The sequence below is a fragment of the Alphaproteobacteria bacterium genome (assembly GCA_015062495.1).
In the GTDB taxonomy this organism is placed as follows: domain Bacteria; phylum Pseudomonadota; class Alphaproteobacteria; order Rs-D84; family Rs-D84; genus Enterousia.
In genome coordinates this window covers 58,387-80,658 of record SUUN01000002.1, presented here as the reverse complement: position 1 = coordinate 80,658, position 22,272 = coordinate 58,387, and the positions used below count along the sequence as shown (strand labels likewise).

Genomic DNA, 22,272 nt, shown 5'->3' with positions numbered 1-22,272 from the left:
ACCTAAATCATATTTTGGGGTTGAATTTTTGTGGGGGCGTTCTATATATTTGATAACGAATAATTATATGGACATATAGATATGAATAAAAACCCGTACGAAGTTTTGGGCGTTGCACGCGACGCATCTGATGCAGATATTAAAAAGGCATACCATAAACTGGTGATGAAGTATCATCCGGACAGAAATCCAGACAACAAAGATGCCGAAGAAAAATTCAAGGAAGTAAATAATGCCTTTGATATATTAAAAGACCCACAAAAACGTGCGGCGTATGACCGATTTGGGGATGCGGCGTTTGCAGGTGGTAATGCATCGGGGGCGGGATTTGGTGGTAATCCATTTGGTGATGGGGCATTCCATTTTAATATGGGGGGTGGCGCCGGGATGGAGGATATCCTGCGCGAAGCAATGCGTGGATTCGGATTTGGTGACTTTGGTGGCGGGCCACAGCGTGGCGCACCACAGCGTGGTGGGCGCGATTTGCTGGACGAAGTGGTGATTGATTTGCGTGATGCATATTTTGGCAAGACGCACACTGTTAAATTTTCCAGTAATATCGAATGTGAAAAATGCCACGGTTTTGGTACGGCCGATGGAAAACCTGCGCCGGCGTGTCCACGTTGTGGGGGCAGTGGCTTTATTCAAACGCGCCAGGGATTCTTTGCAATGGAATCGCCATGCCCAGAATGTAATGGACTGGGGCGCAAGATTGATAAAAAGTGCAGTGTGTGCGGTGGTACAGGTACAGAACATAAACAACGCACATTAGAGGTTAAGATTCCGGCCGGTGTCGAAGATGGTGCGCGGTTGCGTCTGGCGGGTCAGGGTGAAGCGGGTGCGAATGGCGCGCCGGCGGGTGATTTCTATTTAGATATCCGTGTGCGCCCGGACAAGCGTTTTGAACGCAATGGCAGTGATTTGATTACCCGTGTGGATGTACCGTTTGCAACACTTGCGCTGGGGGGCGAGATAGAGGTTGAAACCATTGATGATAAAAAATTATCAGTCAAAGTGCCAGCCGGCACCCAGGTTGGTGAAAAGTTGCGTGTGCGTGGGCATGGTATGCCGTCGGTACGGCGCGCGGGCACGTTTGGCGATTTGTACATAGATATTTCAATTAAGATTCCGACCAAGTTGTCAGAGAAACAGAAAAAATTATTAAGTGAATTTGCCGGAACAAAAACGGATAAGAAAGGCTGGTTCTGATAAAAAAATCCCCCGACTGGGGGATTTTGTTTTTCCATCATCTGATTATTGGATACCGACGCGGAACTGGTCGCCCCATTCGGCCACGTTTTGACCGCCAATGGTACATTTTATATCTTCAAAACCGTTTTCAACCTGGTTCTTTTTGACAACACTGCTGGTGATTAATCCGCCCGCAGTTCCCAATACAACACCCGCAATACTGTCAGATGCCAAACGCGCGGTGTTAAATTTACCTTCTTCGTTTTTCCATACACTGACATCATCCCGGAATTTATTGTGTATCGATGTCAGTTGACTGTACACACTGTTAACCGTCTGGGTGGCTTCCCGTGTTAACCGTTCAGCGGTTGCCTGGGCGGTTTCAACGCATTGCGCCCTGTCAAATTCGAATCCCTTTTTAGTACATGTACATACCTTGGCTGTATCATCCCAACGCGCATCCCCGGCCGCAACCAATTTTTGACATGCCGCATACGTATCGTTCGGCAGGCACTTTTTCTGGGCGTAATTGAATACATAGTTATCACCCATATTGCATACACAGGTTTCTGTACTTACATCCCATGACGCATCGGACGCGGCATCACAGGCCTCTTTCATCATGGTCTTACTCATCTTTTTACAGCCCTGTGACTTATTATTGGAATCGATGTATTCATATCCTGCCTTGCACCGACATTTTGTGTTTCCATCACGTTCCAGATTTTTATCTGGCGCACACATACAAGTGCCTACTTTCCACACACCACCCGTTGATACGCATGATTGTTGGGCGTTACGGGCGCGTTGTTCATTATCACGCACAACCGATTCTGCAACACACTTGTCGCCAACCTTTCTAAAACCTTTGTCACAAACATTACGCAGGCAATATGTTGATCCTGTATCAGATATCATTGACTGACCGGTTCCGATGGCATCCTTTATTGCCTTTTGAGTACTGTTATCATATAATTCGGTGACACAGTGTTCTATACCATCACATTTTTGGAAATCGTTCCCAGTTGTACACCATGAAAAAGTGTGCTCGGTCCAGCCGCTTGGCGTGCAATTATAATATTTATTGCCAAGTCTAAATTTATGTTTATTTGCCAGGCAAGAATTACCGTAATAAAACCTATCGCGTATACCTTGCAATTCCTGTTCTGTATAGCAATACACATACGTATCATTTCCAGTGTTCAATTTTTTTTCATCCGCCACGCCATCGTGCTGTACACTGGATTCCTTGCAAATATCGTCAAATCCGCCCACCCATTGCTCAAACGGAATGCATTTATTGCCATCATAAGCATAATTCCGTTGGCATGATATTTTTACAGGGGTGTTAAAACATACTGCATTAGCACCATTCTGGATTTGTTCAGTGGTCAGCGCAACCGCCACCCCATCACCTTTGCAATTTGCAATTTCATATACAGCATGCTCAACCAAATTATTAACATCTTTGATAACACTGTTGGGATCAAGATTCAAGGGTTCGCGTGTCCACAAGTCATCGCTGCCCGATTTGTCGTAACAGGCTACTTTTTTATTTGTAAAATCACTCATTTTGGTATTAGATTGAGTATAGCAATAGCCCGTCCCCAGCACTTGATAAACACTGTTATAGCCTATTTCCTTGGAACTATAATCCGATGTATCACATCCATACTTTTCTGTACCAACCTTGATATATTCGCAATCACTCTTACCCCATGCGGTCGAGCCAATCATCATACAGCACAATATCATTAAACCAATTTTTTTCATGGATTATCTCCCCTTATATATGCCTAATCCAAACGGTGGTTTGGATTCAGCAAATTTTCCTATCCTTAATACATGTTATTTTATCATATTTTCCGGGACGTGCCAAGGATATTTTAAATCGCGAATATATGCCTAATCCAAACCACCGTTTGGATTAGGCAGGCTTCAAGGGAGATTTTTTATGAAGAAATTTGGATTTTTCGTGGTGTTTTCAACGCTTATTTGCACAAATGCGTTTGCAGATTGCAAGGTTACGACATGCAGCCCCGGTGGTGGCAGCAATAAAAGCATTCTATCAACATCTGGTGTTGTTGGAGATAACGCAACTGGTCAGTGCTATCGTTGCAATTGGGGCGACAATGACTACGAATGTGGCGAAGGCACAATAATTGCCATCAAGCATCCAGATTATACGTTCAACCATCGTATAAATGGTTTCTTTTATTGCTCTGATGCAGGCAGTCATAATGACACATGGACAAATCACAACCCAACTGATACATGTTCGGATTCAGAAGTACGTAGCACGGCCCAAAATGTGGAAAAATTTTTCGCAATTGACGGCACAAAAACTGGCGCGATACAAAGTGCTACAGGGGACAGTATTGTCTTAGGCGCAGGCAATCATGGTTGCGTAATGTATAAATGTAAGACTGGATTCGTTCCCACTGCGGATAAAACCAATTGCGTGACCGACACACGTAATCCCAAGTGTGAAACCAAGGATGGAGTAACTCACCCAAACGGCTATAACTTTTCACAAGATTGTATAGCGGCAAATAATTCTGGTTCTGTTGTTGGAAAATTAGAAAGCACCGAATACATTAAAACCAACGCAAAATGTACAGTGACATGTGCAGCAAACGGATGGGATTTAACATTAATCAAAGACTCTTGCGAAACCAAATACGAGCCTAATACCACCAAAAAGAAATGCGTTAAATCTCAAGCGACAATAAATAACGAAAATGCCGCGGCGGCACTTCGCAACAAATGCGTAAAATCAGGTGGCACATGGTCGGGCGGCCGGTGTAAATGTGACGCGGCAAAGAATCTGCGTCTGGATAATGGCGAATGTGTTTGCACCGACAGCAACTATAAACGCGATGGCGACAGATGTGTTTTAACCGATCCTGCGCAATTAAAACGTGATTGCGAGGCCGCCGCCAGTACCGGCGCATATTGGGATAACGGCGAATGCAAATGCGAAAACCCACAACACGAATGGCGCAATAAAAAATGTCAATTAAAGGCTGATATTGTCGAATGCAACAAAATCACAGGTGCGCATTGGGTAAACAATGAATGTAAATGTACCAATCCAAACATGGTAATTAATGACGAGCAAACAAAATGCGTTTTGTCTGCGACGTTTACAGCCACCCAGACGGTTAACAGTGTGTACAGCCAACTGACATCGATACACAATAAATTCCGGGATGATGTTAGTGTATGGAAAAACGAAGAAGGTAAATTTAACACCGCGCGTTTGGCATCTGACAGTATTGCGGGGGTTGTATTGGGGACTGCGGGCGGATTAATCACCAGCAGTGTTGTCAAAAAGAACCAGGTTGAAAATGGTTTTGAAGATATAAAATGTACCATTGGCGGTCAAAACGTGGCCGAATGGGGCGACCAGTTCCGCGTCGGTATCCAATAATCAGATGATGGAAAAACAAAATCCCGCAACCGCGGGATTTTTTTGAGATATGAGATAGGAATACCACGTTAAATAAAAGTTTATTTAAGTTTGCCCGTTGGGCAAACAAAGAGCAAATAGCAAAGCGCAAAGAGCAATTAATATTAAGACTCGTCATTCCCGCGAAGGCGGGAATCCACTGCGTCGCAGACATTTTTATGCAGTCCCTGCGGGGCAATAGATACCCGCCTGCGCGGGTATGACGTTTTTATTTTTTACTTCGTTAAACTTTTATTTACCGAAGTGTTTCTGGGTAAATAAAAAATCCGGCGGATGCCGGATTTAGTGCGTATAGCGCGTTTTTATTTCTTTTTCTTGTCCAATGTTTTCATGTGGCCCAGGAATGTACCTGTGTATTGTGTTGCAGACCAAATAGATGCAACCAATGACAGCCACAGACCCCAAATGCCAACCTGGGGCAGGATGTAAATCAGGTACATTAATGTACGACTGTCTGATTCAGGCGTAATTAATGTGCCAACAGCAAAGATTAACAAAAATGCAGCGATTGAAACCATTTGCAGGGTGGTCTTGATTTTGCCCATGGAAAAGCGTGCCTTGGGTACTGGCATTTCTATTTTCTGGGTGCCCAAAAATTCGCGCAGGCCAGAAATGTACAATTCGCGTGCAATCATCAAAATTACTGGGACAACAACAAACCATACTGGCATCATGACTGATAACATAATCAGTGTGTTCATAACCAGTAATTTATCCCCAATGTGATCCATGACGCCGCCAATTTTGCTGCATACATCGTATTTGCGCGCCAGATAGCCGTCAAACCAATCGGACGCAGCCGCCAGGACATACAGAATAAATGTTGTCCAATACATTTGGAACATTAATGTCGGGATAATTGCAAATGCCGCGGCAATGCGGAATGCAGACAGAAAGTTAACAAAAAATTTCATATAGTTTCTCCTTTGGTTAATAAATATATGAATAAGTATATTATATCACTTATTGATGAAAATGGGCATATATTTTTTCAGCGGCACTTTTTCCCAGACCGGGGACGTGTGTCAATGCGCGAATGTCGGCATCCATAATTGCACGAACTGATCCAAAATGTTGTAACAGGGCGCGTTTGCGCGTCGGGCCAATGCCATCAATTTCATCCAAGACCGATGCCGTCATTTGTTTTGCGCGGACATTGCGGTGATATGTGATTACGAAACGGTGCGCTTCGTCCCGGACGGCGCGCAGCATAAGGAATAGCGGACTGTCCTTGGGCAGGTCGCGACATATCGTGCCGTCGGGTAATATAAAGTGTTCGTCGCCGTCGCGGACGACGCCCTTGGTCACGCCAAAGACCGGTATGTCATCCGATGCGCGGTTAGCAATGTTCCACTGGGCCATGCCACCGTCAACAATTATTAAATCCAGTTTTGGACCGCGTTCAACAGCGCGATGCACAAATTCAGACATCATCGCAATGTCGTTGCCGGCACGTGATTTGTCCTGTAATTTAAAGTGTCTGTATCCGTTCTTGTCAAAGCCGTTGTGGCCGAATGTTATCATGGCACCAACGGGTTGTTTGCCAAACAGGTGTGAATTATCAAATACACCCGCCAGGTTGATTTTTATGTTCAACCATTTTTCCAATTCTGATACATTTTTGTCCCAATCTAAAATCGCGCTATGCGCATTGTTTTGGCGCTTTCCACGGTTTGCTGTATGGGTTAGTGCGGCAATTTTGTCACGAATAATTGCGGCGTTTTCAAAATCCATGTTTGTGGAATATTCGCGCATTTGCTGGGTCAGGTCGGTGATGATTGGTTCGCTGTCCCCGGTCAGGATTTTTCGCGCTGTACGCACGTTTTCTGCGTATTTTTGTTTGTCGGGGTATGTGCATGGGGCACTGCATCGGCCAATTTGGTGTAACAGGCATGGACGTGTGCGATTATGCATTTGTGTGTCGGTGCATGTGCGGATTTGGCAAACGCGCTGAATCGTTTTAATCGTTTCATTTAGTGCCGATACAGATGGGTATGGACCATAGACATCGCGACGCTGGGAAATTTTGCCGCGGAATTTTAACAGGCGTGGAAAGTCGCCCGAAGTTAACGCCAACATTGGGTACATTTTCCCGTCGGTCAGCATGATGTTATATTTTGGCTTTTGTGTTTTAATCAATTCTTGTTCGCGAATCAGGGCGTCTGATTCGGTGGCGACAGTTTCCCAATCGACACGTGCGACCAAGGTGCGCATGACTTGTTTGTGTAATTCCAGTTTTGATATGTCCAGATATTGACGCAGGCGGTTGGACAGGTTTTTAGCCTTGCCCACATATAGCAGGTTGTTTTCTGTGTCATACATCTTGTACACGCCGGGGGCGTGTGGTGCGTTTTCGATTAAATCTGAAAATTGAATATTCATAATCTTTATGATAGAATATTAAATATTAAATAGCAAATAAGAGGTTTTTCAATGAATCAAGAATCAGGACGTTCAATGATTGAAATGCTGGGGGTGCTGGCAATTATGGGGGTGATTACTGTTGGGGCAATCGGTATGATTTCAACCGCAATGCGTACGCAAAAATTGACATCTGTTAACGATCAGGTCGTGCAGATGGTGACAATGGTGCGCAATATTCATGGCGAATATGATGATTTTTCAAATATGAACGGTACTACGATTTTTGGCGCAATTGGTATGAGTAATAAAAATCCGTATGGTGGAAATTATACATTGTCGGTTGACCCGTCGAATCCACGTCAGTTTATAGTTGGTATTGATGGACTGGGGCAAAGTGAATGTGAATCTTTGGTGGCGAAGGCTTGGTCTGATTCGATTGGGTATCAATTGTCAGGTGGCAAGCAGGGTGGCGCAACAGGTTCTTGTAATGGTACAAATGGTACAAATTCTGTGCAGATAGTTTATGGCGAATAATTTTCGCGTGTCGGTGCCAAGCGGGGGTATGTGATGGCAGATTTTATTACGGTTTCCAAGGTCGAAGATGGTACGCGTTTGTTGCGGTGGTTTTTGCGGCAATTTCCATCAATGCCCCAGCGTGAGTTTTATAAACTGTGCCGTGGTGGACAAATTCGTGTTAATTCAAAACGTGTCAAAGGCCAGGAAATCCTGCGTACAGGGGATGCGGTGCGTGTGCCGCCAACGTTGGCAACATATGCAAATGCAGGACCAAAGAAAACGGAAAGTGGTGAACATTTTTCATTGTCTGATCTAGAAGAATTGCGCAAGTGTATTATTCATAACGACCAAGATGTTGTTGTATTTAACAAGCCGGCAGGATTGGCTGTGCAGGGGGGGACGGGTATTCGCAAGTCTGTTGATAAAATGGCGGCGGCATTATTCCCGTATGATAAAATCGCATTGGTGCATCGGTTGGATCGGGAAACCAGTGGGATTTTAGTCGTGGCAAAAAATCAACGTGCGGCACAAAATCTGGCGGCGCAATTTCAGAATAAAACTGCACACAAGGAATATTTGGCGCTGTTAAATGGTGATGTGAAACCTGCACATGGCGTTATTGATAATTTTATGTTAAAAGGGCAGGTGTTTGACAGTCCTGTGCGTCTGAATAATGGTACGGGGCCACGTCCGCAGCGGGCAGTGACGGAATATTCGGTGTTGTCAAATGCGACGGGGTGCGTTTCGTGGGTGCGTTTTTCACCCAAAACAGGACGTACGCATCAACTGCGCCTGCATAGTGCATTTTCGTTGAATGCGCCGATTGTTGGTGATGGTTTGTATGGTGGGCGACATGTGGTTGACGGGGCGTTGGGCAGTGTGTTAAAAACAAACAACTTGTTTTTGTTTGCGTATAAGTTAACATTTCAGCATCCGCGGACGGGCCGGATGTTAACACTGCGTGCAGCCGTGCCAGATTTTATGGCGGCGGTGATGAAGTTTTTGGAATTTAAATTGCCATGAAGGTTAAAAAGAGCATTTTTTTTCCGATTGTTAGAATCCTGGGGCTGTGCGTCGTGGGGTTGGTGGTGGCAGTTGTTGTGGCATTAAGTCAGATTAATTTAGAGGCTTTGCGTGGGAATTTGTTAACCATTTTGCGTGATGCAACGGGAATGCCGGTTGAAATCGATGGGGCGGTGTCGTGGAAATTTTCTTTGCGTCCGCATGTGGAATTGAATCAGGTGCGGGTTGCGAATGAAAGTTGGGCAAAAAATAAATATGCGTTCAGTGCAGAAAAAATAGATGTGCGGTTGAATCTGGTGTCGTTGTTTCGAAATCGGCCGACGATTCAAAATGTCAAGATTTATGATGCTAGTATTAATATTGAGCGAAATTCATCCGGAAAATATTCCGTGGCTTCGTTGGCAAATCGTGTCGCAGATAAAAAAAGTGATACGGGCGAACATGAAAAATATCCTTTTCGTGATGCGGGTCTGGGCGGGGTTGAGGTAAAAAAATTGTCCGCAAATGTGTTGGGAAAAAAATATTCGTTGGCGGGATTTAATGTGCGGTTGATGCCGAATAAGGATGGTCGTGAATATTCAGGCTGGGTCAAGGCGGATAAAGATGTGTTGCCATTTATTGTAAAGTTTGGCGAATATAATGCAGAACGTAAAGTTTATCCAATGCAGGTGGCGTTGGCGACGGGTGGGGATGCGCTGATTGCAAATGTTGCACTAGAAGGGACAAGTAAAGCGCCAATCGATTTTATAATCAAGGGTGACGTGCCAAATCCAATGATGATTGCAGAAATATTTGGGTGGGATGCGTCGTGGGTGCCAGCGTTGCGATTGAATGTTTCGGGTGGATTTAATTGGAAAAAGATTAGCCTGCGAAAATCTGTGATAGCTGTTGATGATACGGAATTTACCGTTTCGGGTGATTGGGATTGGTCGGTTGCGGGCAGTGTTATTAATGCAAATATCAGTTCCCCACACGTTGATTTAATGCACCTGTTCCCAAAATGGTATGTTGGTGGCGGGGCGCGTCCAAAGCGTGCGTTGAATGTGTTCAAGGATGTGCCTTTGTTTGGGACGGATTTGTTGGGGCGTACGGCCAAGGTGCGTGTGGAATTGGGAAATCTGATTGTCTATCGGGATTTGAATATTCAGGATATAGATTTGTCTGTGGATGTGCATGAAAATCATGCGCGGATTGATTTAGGCGCATCCATTGCCGATGGGAGTGTTGATATCGGGGTTGATGCGGATATTGATGATGATGGACGGTATTGGTTGCAGTCGGGGGCAATTGGCGAACGTGTTTATGTAGGCGAGATTTTAAAAGAAGTCCATAAAACTGATTTCCTGTCTGAACTGCCGGTGAATTTTGAATTTTATGTCCAGGCAAACGGTCAGAATTTATCCCAGATTATGCAGACAATAACAGGGCCTGTTTATGTTTATTCTGTTGCGCCGGGCTATGCGCATTCAGCATTGGTGTCATATATGTATGGGACGGATTTCCTGACATCGTTGCGACATAGCGTACAGGATTTGTTTAGTTCTGAAAAGAAGCATAATCAGATAAAAATTTCCTGTGTGGCGATAAATGCAAAGTTGCGTGATGGTGTTTTTGAAACACAAAATGGTGTGGCGATTGAAACAAATGCAATTAACATCCGGTTGGCAGGAATGCTGGATCTGGGGGACGAGGAAATGAAATTAGCATTGACGACCGTGCCGGTGCGTGGATTAAAGTTGTCGTTGACAGGTAATGTTGTGAATTCGATTGAATTAACGGGCAGTTTGGCAGAACCAACAGTCAGAATCAGTGGTGCTGCCGTTGCAGGCAAGGTTGCATCGGCAACGGGGCTGGGGTTGTTGTTAGCGCCGTTTACAGGCGGAATTGGATTGGTCGCTGGAACGGGTATTGGTTTGGTCGCGGGGGATTTGCTGGAAAATTGGTTGGCGGATGGAAATCCGTGTGAAACGGCTATGGAACGTGGCGCGCCATTGTATCATGATGATCCAGAATGGATGGGGACGCCCATGGCAGAATTGGTTAATTCGGTATTAAAACAAGAATAAAAAGGGAAAGTAAATGTTTGATTGGATTGGTTTGGCGCAAATTATAATTATCGCAATATTGATGTATATGTTTTACCGCAGTTTTATTCAGAATACCCAGTCTGAAAAATTGGTGCGTGGGTTGTTGGGGCTGGCTGGGCTGTGGGTGCTTAGTTTTGTGCTGCCGTTGGTGAAATTGAATTTGTTGGCGACGTTTTTACATTATACCGCATTGTTTTTATCGCTTAGTTTGATTGTTGTCTTTCAGCCTGAATTGCGCAAGTTTATGGCATTGATGGGAAATGTTCAGGGATTGCGTCGCATGTTAAAGGGTGGTGTAAAAAATAAGAAAGATACAAAATCGTTGGATGCGATTGTTAGTGCGGTTGAATATATGTCGGGCAAGCATACAGGTGCGCTGATTGTGTTCCCAAGTTCGTTGGATGAAAGTGCGATTGAGAAAAAAGGTGTCGCCATTGATGCAAAAATTAGCAGTGAATTATTACTGACGATATTCTTTAACAAGACACCATTACATGATGGCGCAGTTATTATTGAAAACAATCGTATCGCATATGCAGGTGGTATTTTACCGTTGTCACAAAATAATCTGAATTGGAAATATGGTACGCGTCATCGCGCCGCCCTGGGGTTGAGCGAGGTGTCACAGGCCGTCGTATTGGTTGTGTCCGAAGAAAGTGGTGATATTTCAATCGCGGAACGCGGCAAGATTACAAAATATGATGATGTTAAGAAGTTGCGTGCCAAATTGGAACGTGTTCTGTATAAATAAAATCTAATGTAATGGCGTATCTGTGGGCGGGGGCGACATCTCATGTAGCAATTTGTACGCTACGGTTGCGGCTTCGTGCGTATCTTAATCTTTATAATTTATTTCTGCCCCGCTGCTAGGGGGATGGGGTGCGATTTTATCTTTTTGGAGTGTTTTTTTAGGTCTTGCACCGAATCGGGCTTTTTTGGTAAAGTGTGGGTAAAAGAGTGTAGGATACACAAATACATATAAGGAAACAGGAGTAGTATAATGGAATTTTCAGTGTTTCGTCAGGTTTTGATACGTGCGCTGGGGCATATGCAGTCGATTGTGGAAAAGCGTGCGACTTTGCCGATTTTGATGAATGTCAAGATAGAGGCCGCAGACGATTTGATTTTGTCTGCAACAAATGTGGATTTAGAATTGGTTGAACATGTGGCGGCCGACATTACCCTGGGGGGCAAGATTACTGTGCCGGTTCAGATGTTGTATGATATTGTCCGCAAGTTGCCAGATGATGCAGAGATTTCGTTTAAACAGTCTGGTGACCAGTTGGTTGTGTCCAGTGGACGTGCGGTGTTCCGTTTGCCAACATTGCCAGCGGAAAATTTCCCAGCCATGGCGGGCAGTAATTTGACAACAAAGTTCCAGATGACAACTGGGGATTTGGCACACTTGATTAACCAGACAAAATTTGCGATTCCAACAGATGATGTGCGTTATCATTTGGGGGGTATCTATTTCCATATCGCAGATGAAGGCGAAGAAAAGAAATTGACGGCGGTTGCGACGGACGCCCAGCGTATGGCGTTGTGTGCGATGCCGGCCCCAGTGGGCAGTGTGGATATGCCATCGGTTATTTTGCCACGTCGTGTGATTGGTGAATTGTCTAAATTGTTGGAAGATGCCAATGTCGATGATGTTTTGGTTGAATTGTCTGATACCAAGGCGCGTTTTACAGTTGGTTCTGCAACATTGACCAGCAAATTGGTTGATGCGCAATATCCAAACTATCGCGTTGTTATTCCCAAGGGTAATGACAAGATTGCGATTTTGGACAGAAAACAGTTTATTAATGCGGTTGACTTGGTTTCAGTTGCCAGTGTTGATAAAACAAAATCGGTTCAGTTGACATTTAGTATGAATAAATTGGTTATTAATGCGTCCAGTCCAGATGCAGGTACTGCGACCCAGGAATTGGATATTGAATACAATGGTGACAGTTCGTTCACAGTTGTGTTTAATGTAAAGTTCTTGTTGGATGTCGCCGGCCAGGTCGAAGGCGAAAAGTTCCAGATGGAAATGCAAGATCCTTTGGCGCCAACAAAAATCAATTCAATTGACAAGGACACAGATGCATTATATGTCTTAATGCCAATGAGAATGTAAAAAAATAAATTATAATAATTCATCTACAAGTGAACCCGCAACCTCATGTAACTTCTGTACACTACGGTTGCGGGTTCGCTTGTATCTAAATCATTCTAATTTATTTTCAATAAAAACTAATGGCATATCTAGGGGTGGGGGTGACATCTACACCGTTATCTTTTATTTTTTTGTTGCTGGTTTAATAAATTGCAATTGCGTTTTTTTATGATAGAATTTGTCAACTAAAAATGAAAGAGGTTATTTATGACATTAGAAAAATTGGCGCCGGGCAAGATGCCGCCAAAAAAAATGAATGCGATTATTGAAATTCCAGAAAATGGACATGTTAAGTATGAAATTGATAAAGAAACAGGTCTGTTAAAGGTGGACCGTATCTTGCATGCGCCGATGGCGTATCCGGCGAACTATGGCTATTTCCCAGGAACGTTGGGCGACGATGGCGATCCGTTGGATTGTGTGGTTGTGTGTAATGCGCCACTGCGTCCCGGTGTGTTGATTGAGGTGCGACCAATCGGGGCACTGTTGATGGAAGATCAGGCGGGCGGTGATGAAAAAATTATCTGTGTGCCACGCGACAAAATTGACCCGTACTATGAAAAAACAGAATTTATCGAACAGTTGCCAGAAATTCTGCGTTCGAAAATCGAATACTTTTTCCTGCATTACAAGGATTTGCAGCCAAATTCTTGGTCGAAAATCTTGGGTTGGGCCGATCGGGCAACCGCGGACAAGTTGATTATGGACAGTATTGATCGGTACTGGGCGAAAAAGCGTGAAATGCAATAATGACTTGCGTTTGCGTGGGATATTTTTATAATCAAATCAATTAATTAAAAGGGGTATTAAAATGGCATCTTATATTGCAAATGATATGCGTGTGGGTTGGGTGATTTCGCATAACGGTAAACGTTATTCGGTTACATCTATTACCAAGGTTAAACCAGGCAAGGGTGGTGCGTTTGTTCAGGCCGACCTGCGCGATATTGATTCGGGTAACAAGGGCGGTGACCGTTGGCGCGCCGAAGACAAGGTTGAAAAACTGATGGTCGAAGATTTTGATTGTCAGTATCTGTATGCCGATGGAACGGACGCGTTCTTTATGAATCTGTCTGATTATGAACAGTTTACAATGCCGGTGGATTCGTTGGGTGAATCTATGAAATTTTTGGCACCAGAAATGGTGGTCAAGGCGAACTTTGTCGAAGGACAGCCTGTTTCGATTTCGTTGCCAAAAACCGTTGTTGCAATTGTCGAAGAAACAGAACCAGCATTAAAGGGTCAGACCGTATCATCCAGTGGTGGTAAACCCGCCATTTTGGACAATGGTGTTCGTGTTCAGGTTCCGTTATTTATCGAACAGGGTGAAAAGATTGTTGTAAATACTGAAACGTTGGAATACGTAGAACGGGCAAAATAAAAAAATTAAATATAATGGCGTATCTAAAGCGGGTTGGCAATGGCTCATGTACGTTTGTGTACACTACGCCATTTCCAACCCGTTTATCTATACCATTATCTTTAATTTTTTTTGTTTCAAGTGCAAGGGGTGGGTAATTATATTATTTGAAACGGGGGGATTTTTGTGATATAATTGTGGAAAAGGTAAAGGGGTTTTATATGAAAAAACTGATGAAAAGATTGAATTTCGCAATTATTGGTGTAATGGCGTCTGTGTCATCGTCCATGGCGGCAAGTGGTGCGGATGAGGCGTTGTGCATGTTGGCGAGAAAATTTGGTGATATTTTCAGTATCATTCAGACTTTGGCGTTTGTTGGTGCGGGTATTACCATTGCCGGTTGGGCATGGGGTTATATTTCCGGTGGCAAGGCAATTGACCCAACCAAGGAAGTTAAGGAAAAGGGTATTCCAATGTTGATTGGATTTATCCTGTTGTTTGGTATTGGTACGGTATTGAGTATCTTTATGACCATGACTGGTGAAGATGGTAGTTTGGGCTGTGTGCCAGAATTCTTTGGAAATTAAAAAAAATCCCGCGTAATGCGGGATTTTTATTTTTGTGAATTTTTATCTGATTTTTTCGTTGCTGTATTTTAATATGAAATCGCGTTCGGTGCGCATTAATTGTGATTGAACCTGGGATACAGGGGTGGGGTGAATATCCTGTTCGGGGCGGATTGATGTGTCATGAATTTCGCGAACGCGGGCGTTGGTCAATTCGTGATACAGGATTTGTTCAAATGTGGCCAGGTTTGGTTTTGGGGTGCGCTTGAAATGTTCAATGGCGTTATGTATCGCGTTTATGCGGGCGTTTAATGTGGCGGCCCCCATATAGTTTGCCAATGGATCGTTCGGTTTGATTTGTATGCGATGTATTTCTTTTAAATCGTTTGCGGTATAGTTATAAAAGAATGCGCGTGTCATCGCGTGGTTGAATTTGCGATAGTCGGCGTTGTATTTCTTTAATATGCCGGCGATAATTTTTTCGTATCCGGTTAATTGTTCGCGCAGGTGGACGCGGGCAAATTGGTACGATAGATTTTTCATGTCGTCAAATTTCATACGTGGATTTATAATCGGTGAAATGAAATATGTGCGCGAAAATATCATTGCGGGTTTGTTTCGTGACATGCACCAGCACGCATAGCGCGACAGACGTAAATCTTTGGCGTATTTATATGCGTTGTAATCCAGTGTGTATTCGTGACGAATTGTTGCGATGTGCCCGTCATAGAACGGCAGGTCTGTGCGCACCAATTGTGGTGTGGCGCGATTTGATTTTTGTGGAACTGGCATTGCCAGGTTTTCCCATGCGTGTGCATTCATGTTCGGGGCAATTGGAAAATAATGTTCGCCAAACAGATTGTGTAAATCTGAATAATACCAATATTCACTGTGTATGGTTGGGGTGTCGGTACATAAATCTGGGAACAGGCTGAATTGAGTGTCTTCGTCAATGCGGTGGCGTTTGGCATTCAGGGTTTCAAATATAACGGATTTTTTTGGTAATGCCATGGGTGTGTCCTTTGGGGTTATTTGCCGTCTTCGATATTGGCCAGCGAATATAAAACAGATGATATCAGTGATTGATAGGGAACGTGTTGTGTGTCGGCCAGTTCCTTGATTTTGTCCAAGATAGGGCGTGGAATGCGCATGTTGATGACGCAGTCTGATTTGTTAAACGCCTTGTATGCGGCGTATTCTTTTAACAGTGTTTCGATGTTCATAATGAACAATTGTTGCATAACGTTTGGCATGGACAATCCTCTATACCGACCACAATACCGCGGTCATTACAATGCACTATACCAATGTAAATACAATTGTCAATACAAATATATTTACGTCTGTAATTACGGTTGTGTTGTGGGGTGTGTGGGCGGGTGTAAATCAATGCGCAAATCGCAAAGAGCAATTAGCAAATAGGGTTTGATTTTTGAATATTCTGCATATAAAATTGACGTATGTATTTCTAAGGAAAGGTTTTATATGTTAAAAAAATTACTTTTGTTTGCGTTGGGGTTGGTTATGGTTTTGCCAGCGCGCGCTGAATTAAAGGTTGATATTGTTGCAGGTGCTGCAAATCCAATTTCAATTGCTGTGCAAAAATTTGAAGTGTCTGGTGACGTTCGTTCCAAAGATGCCACCATGATACGCGAGGTGGTGGAAAGTGATTTAAAACGCACCGGATTGTTTCGAATTGTAAATCATGATGCGTTTCCAGAGTATGTAAAAATGCATGAAATGCCGAATTTTAAATCATGGGATGCAATCAAAACCCAGGTGTTGGTTCAGACAAAATTGTCGGCGGAATCGGACAATCGATATAAACTTGAATTCTTTGTGTGGGATGTTGATGGGCGCGAACAGATAGAAGCGCAATCTTTGGTTGCATCGCGTAAATCGGCGCGTCGTTTGGCGCACATTATGGCGGATGCGATTTATGAACGTTTGACCGGCGAAGTTGGATACTTTGATACCCAGATTGTGTTTATTGCTGAAACAGGACCAGTGCATAAGCGTATTAAACGTTTGGCAATTATGGACCAGGACGGCTATGGAATGCGCTATCTGTCTGATATGGATACATTTGTTATGTCGCCGCATTTTTCGCCAAATATGCAATCGATTGTATTTTTGTCTTATTACAATGATGATCCGATGGTGTGGTCTTTGGATCTGGATACTGGGGAACAGCGTCGGTTGGGGCAATTTGGTGGCATGAACTTTGCGCCACGCTTTTCACCAGATGGTACGCGGGTTGCGATATCGCTGGTTAAAAAGGGTATTACACATATCTATGAATATAATATCGAGACCAAGGAATTGCGTCAGTTGACGTTTGGTAATTCGATTAATACCAGTCCGTCTTATTCGCCAGATGGTAAAAAGATGGCATTTAATTCTGATCGGTCGGGACGTCAACAGATTCATATGCTGGATCTGGAAACGGGGGCGGTGGAACGCCTGACGTATGGGGCGGGGCGATATGCGACGCCGGCATGGTCGCCTGATGGTCAATTTATCGCATTTACAAAAATAGCAGACGATACGTTCTATGTCGGTATTATGAATCCCCAGGGGCGGAATGAAAAAATATTGGCCGGTGGCTGGTTTATGGAGGCCCCATCATGGGCCCCGGGTTCGCGGCGTATTGTATACTATGAAACAGAAAAGGCGATTGATGGCATCGAAAGAATCAGTCATATTCGCAGTGTAGATATTACAGGGCAAAATATATATGATATTGAATTGCCCGATGGGGTTAATGGACTGGAACCAACATGGTCGCCACGATTGCCATAAAAACCGCCCGTTGGGCGGTTTTTATGGTGAAACATTAGATATGAGACAGGAAATATGAAAAAATTGTTATTTTTTATACTGTGTATGTTTATGTCTGGGGTGGCAAATGCGGTTCCGGCAACGGTGGATTATCACTTTGATGGTGATACTTTTTCCGCTGGGGTTATGCTGGATGCGGATGTTGAAATAACAGTTCGGGTGCGTTTGATTAATATAGATACGCCTGAAATAAATGGTAAATGCGCGGCAGAAAAGGTTATGGCACAAAGTGCGCGTGACTTGTTGGCGACAATAATACCGCGCGGAACAGTTGTTGATTTGCAAAATATCAAAGATGATAAATATCTGGGGCGAATAAATGCCAATGTGATTTTGCCTGATGGGCGCGATGTTGGGCGGGTTATGATTGATTCTGGGTTGGCGCGCCCGTATAGTGGCGGTAAACGCCAACCTTGGTGTAAATAAATTATAATGATTTGTTTTTAGAACAAATCATTCTATTTTTATGCGCTGTGACGGTTGATTGCTTCGCTGATTTCGTCCAGGGATGCCTTGCTGGGTAAAATCGGTTCAAATGTTACCGTGGCTGTTCCAGGGGTGATGCGACCATGTTTTGGCCAATATAGCCCCGCGTCTGTGCCAACCGGTAAAATTGGCAATTTCAGGTGACGTGCCAGGAACAGCAGGCCGCCCTTTAACTGAATCTGTTGCCCGGGTTTTGCACGTGTGCCTTCGGGGAATATTACCAGGATGCGTCCGTCCAGAACCTCTTTTTCAACCTGGTGTGATAATTTAGACAGATTTGTACGGCCCGCCGCGCGATTTACACCAATCATGCCCATGCGCCAAAATGCCCAGCCATAGATTGGAATCCACATTAATTCGCGTTTCATAATGAAAAATGTGTTGCGTACAACCTTGGAAATAACGGCAATTTCAAGAATGGACATATGTTTGGCAGCGATTATAACCTTGCCATCCAGGCGATGGTTTTCGTTTGGTATCATGGGGATACCATTTTCTTCGTTTTGTGGAAATACTACGCGATATTTTATGCCACCAAATATACGCGCCACAATCAATACGCCATATGCGCAGTGGAATACCAGCCAACCACATAATTTCTTGTTAATCAGCCCGATTAATAATATAGGCGACCATAAAATAAAGTGTGTTGCCAATGCGATTTTAAATATAATGGTTCTGAACATTTTTCTTCCTTTGATAAAATTAACTTTCCTTGATCCCCAGCATTGTTGCAATGTATTTTATATATTCGGTGGCCCATCTTTCAAGTCTTTTTGTTGGGGGCATGCCGGCCAAGGTTGCAGGACATGCAATAACATCGACCATTGGTAATTCGTTTTTTATCAGGTATGTGGCACGGTTTATGTGGTCTTCGGTTGTGATGATGACAACGCGTTTCAGATTGCGGGCGGTTGCGATGTCGCGTATGGCCAGGGCGTTTTGATATGTGGATTTGGATGTTGATTCAATAACCGCAGGACGCGCGACGTCTATTTTTCCCTGAGCGCCTGCACCGATGATGTACAGGTCGGCGGTTGGAAATTCGCGCATTTTGCGCATGGCGAATGGAATCCGTCGTTCATCACCGGTCAAAACAAAAATACTGTCGTTTGGATAAATTGTGTCACAACGAATTGGCGCAACAGATTTAAAAATCATGCCACCCAGTATAAAGCATGCAAAAATTACAAAAGATGGGGTCAATAATTTGCGCATGTTATGAATTTTTCAGTATCTTGATTGTTGTGCGCTGGGTCGTCCATATGGAAAACAGAACGATTGCCACAGGTAATAATGCAAGTGTGAGCCATCCGCCCCCCGACAGCCCCAGCATAGCCATCAAGCCAACGCGGGCACTGTGGGCCGTGGATATAATCAGCAGCAATACAGGTGTTGCTGCAATAAAACCAATTGTGGCGGCGGTTGCGCTGATTTTTGCGACGATTATCTGCATTTGGTGGGCAATGAAATTGTCAGATGCGCCAATTTGATTCAATATTTCTAATTCCCGGCGGTGTAACATTGCCGTGTTGCGTGCGATATATGAAATGCATATGCCGATTGCGCCAATGGTCAAAATCAATATAAAAGATGACATAAGTATCATTTTCCAACCCGCCCCCGTGGATGATTTCAGGGCCGTGGCATGTGTTAAAAATCGTGCGTGCTTTGATATCTGTTCGCCAACCGATTTTAAATCGGCGGTTGTGTTGAATTCAATTTCCCACATTTTTGGTAAATAGTTTTTTAATACACCGCCCCCCGATATCCATGGTGACATTAATTCGTTCATCTGGTCTGTGCTGATTTCGTTAAGTGTTTTTATTTTGTCGGCGTTGTCCGTGATGATTTTCTTGGTCTTATTAATGTTGTCTGGGTTTGTTACCTGGACGGTGGCAAAATTTTCCCATTGTGCGTTCCAACGCATTACGCCAGTGCCAATAGACAGCGCAATCCCCAGTGCCAGTACAGATAAGAATGTTAATAACGACATAATTGCCGTCATAAACATGGATTGTTCGCGTACCAAAGAAAATACAACAGGTTTTTTCATTTCTTATGCGTTCCCGATATCGTCAAACTGTTTGGACAGTTCTGTAAAATAATTTTGTGGTTTTGGACCGCGCCATATGCGTTTAGCGTCCGAATCGTTTTTTTGTGTCATAGGGGTGGATTTTCCAGAAAAACTGACCCGATGATTTTCGACGTGGATTACAGGAAATTTATAGGTTTCCATCAACTTTTTACTGTGTGTGGCCAGAATAATTGTTGTGCCAAACATTTTGTTCATTTGTATGAACAGTTCCATCAGGCGTGATGCGTTTTCGTCGTCCAGATTGCCGGTTGGTTCGTCTGCTAATAAAATTGTGGGCTGGATTGTGATCGCGCGTGCGACCGATACGCGTTGCTTTTGTCCGCCGGATAGTGTCAATGGCGCAGCGTCGGCGAATTTGCCCAGACCGACCCAGTCAAGTACCTTGGTTACCAATTTTTTTATTTTAACTTCGGGCATGCCACGTACGCGCAGGGGCAGGGCGACATTATCAAACACCGATAGATGTGACAGCAGTGAATAATCCTGGAAAACAATGGCCATTTTTTGCCGAATTTGTGTGATTTCGTCGCGCGTCATGTCGTTGGTGATGCGACCAAATAATTTTATCTGTCCGCGTGATGGTTTGTGCAATTGGTATATCAGGCGTAATAATGTGGTTTTGCCCGCGCCAGATGCGCCCGATAGAAAATAAAATGCACCACTGCTGATATTAAAAGAAACATCAGTCAGAATTTCGGGTGTGCCGTCATAACACGCCGCCACATTTGCGAACGAGATTGCAGTCTTTTCTTCCATGTTTGAAAATATAATAGAAAAAAAATATATCGTCAAATAAAAATCCCCCGTGTGTGGGGGGAATTTTTATTTTACACGGGTTGTGGCGTTGCGGTTTTTTGACCAGACTTCTTCGCCTGTGCCCGGATAGATTGGGTTTTCTTTGCCATAAGATACTGTTTTGATGCGTTCGGATTCAACGCCGTCCTGGATAATTACGTGGGCAGCGTTGCCGGCGCGCAATGCACCCAATGCCAGATTGTATTCAGTTGAACCACGTTCGTCGCAGCGACCTTCGATTACAATGGTGGTGTCTGGGTTTTTCTTCATATATAATGCCTGGGATTCCAGTTCATCGCGTGCGTCGTCGGAAATTTTTGCTGAATCAAAGTCGAAAAAAACCTGATGTCCGGATATGTCGGATGGGACGTGTGTACATGCGTTGATGGACAGTGCCGCCAAAATAACCAAATATTTTTTCATGATGAAAATCCTTTCTTTGTCTTGTATGTAAAAAAATTAGCAAAAAATGCAAAAAGATGTCAATAGCATATTTTTGTGCTTTGGAAATGGGGGCGATTTGTGATATACTATGGGAAAAAATGGAGGGTGTATAATGAAAAAAATAGTATCTGTTTTGGGTGTAATGGCATTGGCAACAACTGCGGCGAATGCGGCGCCTAATTATTTGCAACGTGGCCAGGATGGCGTTTACAAGGTTACATATGATTACACAGACCGGGCCGAGGTTGGACACTGGTATATCGGTGGACGACTGGATTTAAATATAATGAACTGGGAAAATGAATATAGTACCAGTGCGCCAAACGCGTCAGAATTAGATAGGTCAGAAAGTTTTACAGAACTGTTGTTGGGCGGGAACGTTTTTGCAGGTCGTACATTTAATTATTTTTGGCGTGCCGAAGTTGAGGCTGGTATTATTTCCGAATTTGAAGAAGAAGATGTTGGGACGACCTTTAAGTTGACAGTTCCGTATGTAATGGCAAATGGGTATTATGATTTTGCAAATGGTCTGTATGTTGGGGCTGGATTGGGTGTTGCGTTGCCCAAGGTGCGCTGGCAGGGGACTTTCTTTACAGGTGGTGACAGTTCAGAGCGTAATGTTTCGCCAATGGTTGGTTTGATGGCGGGTTGGTCATATCATCTGGATTATAATTTGTTGTTGGATTTCCGTTATCGTTTGGCGATGCTGTGGGGGCCAGAACATACGCGCCAGTTTGAGTATCTGGACGGTAATGAATACGATATCAGCAATGATATTGGGCTGATTTTGGATAACTCGATATCGGTTGGATTGCGGTATGAATTTTAAAAAAATTAAAATTTAGGAAAAAGGGTATTGACCCCGATTCGC

General features: G+C 43.9%; 23 protein-coding genes. 13 read left to right on the top strand and 10 right to left on the bottom strand.

What is annotated here, in order from left to right; translation table 11 throughout:
* Positions 1-81 precede the first annotated feature (81 nt).
* Entirely contained in the window at positions 82-1,209 is a 1,128-nt protein-coding gene (gene dnaJ / locus E7008_02915) for a molecular chaperone DnaJ (protein ID MBE6456870.1), read from the top strand.
* Positions 1,210-1,254: 45 nt separating this feature from the next.
* Here the strand turns inward: dnaJ and E7008_02910 are convergent, their stop codons facing one another.
* Positions 1,255-2,964 carry a hypothetical protein gene (locus E7008_02910; GenBank protein MBE6456869.1) on the bottom strand — a complete coding sequence of 570 codons (1,710 nt, stop codon included), beginning with the start codon at positions 2,962-2,964 and terminating at the stop codon, positions 1,255-1,257.
* 181 nt (positions 2,965-3,145) lie between these two features.
* Between E7008_02910 and E7008_02905 the strand changes: the two genes are divergently transcribed.
* Entirely contained in the window at positions 3,146-4,624 is a 1,479-nt protein-coding gene (locus E7008_02905; GenBank protein MBE6456868.1) for a hypothetical protein, read from the top strand.
* Positions 4,625-4,965: 341 nt separating this feature from the next.
* On the opposite strand, the gene E7008_02900 is transcribed toward E7008_02905, so the two are convergent.
* Positions 4,966-5,577, bottom strand: a complete 612-nt coding sequence (locus E7008_02900) for a hypothetical protein (GenBank protein MBE6456867.1) — start codon at positions 5,575-5,577, stop codon at positions 4,966-4,968.
* Positions 5,578-5,626: 49 nt separating this feature from the next.
* On the bottom strand, positions 5,627-7,045 hold the full coding sequence (locus tag E7008_02895) for an excinuclease ABC subunit UvrC (GenBank protein MBE6456866.1): 1,419 nt from the start codon (positions 7,043-7,045) through the stop codon (positions 5,627-5,629).
* 51 nt (positions 7,046-7,096) lie between these two features.
* Between E7008_02895 and E7008_02890 the strand changes: the two genes are divergently transcribed.
* The 8 genes from E7008_02890 to E7008_02855 all read left to right on the top strand — a co-directional run bounded on the left by E7008_02890 (position 7,097) and on the right by E7008_02855 (position 14,758).
* Complete coding sequence (locus E7008_02890; GenBank protein ID MBE6456865.1) at positions 7,097-7,561, top strand: type II secretion system protein; 465 nt, start codon at positions 7,097-7,099, stop codon at positions 7,559-7,561.
* Positions 7,562-7,594: 33 nt separating this feature from the next.
* Positions 7,595-8,566 carry an RluA family pseudouridine synthase gene (locus tag E7008_02885; protein ID MBE6456864.1) on the top strand — a complete coding sequence of 324 codons (972 nt, stop codon included), beginning with the start codon at positions 7,595-7,597 and terminating at the stop codon, positions 8,564-8,566.
* Entirely contained in the window at positions 8,563-10,632 is a 2,070-nt protein-coding gene (locus E7008_02880; protein MBE6456863.1) for an AsmA family protein, read from the top strand. Before E7008_02885 ends, E7008_02880 begins: the two co-directional genes overlap by 4 nt.
* A gap of 13 nt (positions 10,633-10,645) precedes the next feature.
* Positions 10,646-11,404, top strand: a complete 759-nt coding sequence (locus E7008_02875) for a TIGR00159 family protein (protein MBE6456862.1) — start codon at positions 10,646-10,648, stop codon at positions 11,402-11,404.
* 249 nt (positions 11,405-11,653) lie between these two features.
* Entirely contained in the window at positions 11,654-12,772 is a 1,119-nt protein-coding gene (gene dnaN, locus E7008_02870) for a DNA polymerase III subunit beta (GenBank protein ID MBE6456861.1), read from the top strand.
* Positions 12,773-13,018: 246 nt separating this feature from the next.
* Positions 13,019-13,561 (top strand): inorganic diphosphatase, encoded by a 543-nt coding sequence (locus E7008_02865; GenBank protein ID MBE6456860.1) that lies wholly within the window; start codon positions 13,019-13,021, stop codon positions 13,559-13,561.
* A gap of 61 nt (positions 13,562-13,622) precedes the next feature.
* Positions 13,623-14,192, top strand: a complete 570-nt coding sequence (gene efp / locus E7008_02860; protein MBE6456859.1) for an elongation factor P — start codon at positions 13,623-13,625, stop codon at positions 14,190-14,192.
* 200 nt (positions 14,193-14,392) lie between these two features.
* Positions 14,393-14,758 (top strand): hypothetical protein, encoded by a 366-nt coding sequence (locus E7008_02855; GenBank protein MBE6456858.1) that lies wholly within the window; start codon positions 14,393-14,395, stop codon positions 14,756-14,758.
* 42 nt (positions 14,759-14,800) lie between these two features.
* On the opposite strand, the gene E7008_02850 is transcribed toward E7008_02855, so the two are convergent.
* Positions 14,801-15,748: a hypothetical protein gene (locus E7008_02850; GenBank protein ID MBE6456857.1), complete on the bottom strand. Its 948-nt coding sequence runs from the start codon at positions 15,746-15,748 to the stop codon at positions 14,801-14,803.
* A 17-nt stretch (positions 15,749-15,765) separates the two neighbouring features.
* Positions 15,766-15,960, bottom strand: coding sequence for a hypothetical protein (locus E7008_02845; GenBank protein ID MBE6456856.1), 195 nt, complete (start codon positions 15,958-15,960; stop codon positions 15,766-15,768).
* A 262-nt stretch (positions 15,961-16,222) separates the two neighbouring features.
* On the opposite strand from E7008_02845, the gene tolB reads away from it, so the two are divergent.
* Together tolB and E7008_02835 are read left to right on the top strand one after the other, a co-directional pair.
* Entirely contained in the window at positions 16,223-17,539 is a 1,317-nt protein-coding gene (gene tolB / locus E7008_02840) for a Tol-Pal system protein TolB (GenBank protein ID MBE6456855.1), read from the top strand.
* A 54-nt stretch (positions 17,540-17,593) separates the two neighbouring features.
* The gene (locus E7008_02835) at positions 17,594-18,004 is read left to right on the top strand and encodes a nuclease (GenBank protein ID MBE6456854.1); all 411 of its coding nucleotides are present in this window, start codon (positions 17,594-17,596) and stop codon (positions 18,002-18,004) included.
* A gap of 38 nt (positions 18,005-18,042) precedes the next feature.
* On the opposite strand, the gene E7008_02830 is transcribed toward E7008_02835, so the two are convergent.
* The 5 genes from E7008_02830 to E7008_02810 all read right to left on the bottom strand — a co-directional run bounded on the left by E7008_02830 (position 18,043) and on the right by E7008_02810 (position 21,380).
* The gene (locus E7008_02830; GenBank protein MBE6456853.1) at positions 18,043-18,750 is read right to left on the bottom strand and encodes a hypothetical protein; all 708 of its coding nucleotides are present in this window, start codon (positions 18,748-18,750) and stop codon (positions 18,043-18,045) included.
* Positions 18,751-18,769: 19 nt separating this feature from the next.
* On the bottom strand, positions 18,770-19,282 hold the full coding sequence (locus tag E7008_02825; GenBank protein ID MBE6456852.1) for a YdcF family protein: 513 nt from the start codon (positions 19,280-19,282) through the stop codon (positions 18,770-18,772).
* Between the two features lies 1 nt (position 19,283).
* Complete coding sequence (locus E7008_02820) at positions 19,284-20,120, bottom strand: hypothetical protein (GenBank protein ID MBE6456851.1); 837 nt, start codon at positions 20,118-20,120, stop codon at positions 19,284-19,286.
* Positions 20,121-20,123: 3 nt separating this feature from the next.
* Complete coding sequence (locus E7008_02815) at positions 20,124-20,918, bottom strand: ATP-binding cassette domain-containing protein (protein MBE6456850.1); 795 nt, start codon at positions 20,916-20,918, stop codon at positions 20,124-20,126.
* Between the two features lie 66 nt (positions 20,919-20,984).
* Positions 20,985-21,380, bottom strand: coding sequence for a hypothetical protein (locus E7008_02810; GenBank protein ID MBE6456849.1), 396 nt, complete (start codon positions 21,378-21,380; stop codon positions 20,985-20,987).
* Positions 21,381-21,489: 109 nt separating this feature from the next.
* Here E7008_02810 and E7008_02805 point away from each other — a divergent pair, with 109 nt between their 5' ends.
* Complete coding sequence (locus E7008_02805) at positions 21,490-22,230, top strand: porin family protein (GenBank protein ID MBE6456848.1); 741 nt, start codon at positions 21,490-21,492, stop codon at positions 22,228-22,230.
* The last annotated feature ends 42 nt before the right edge of the window (positions 22,231-22,272 follow it).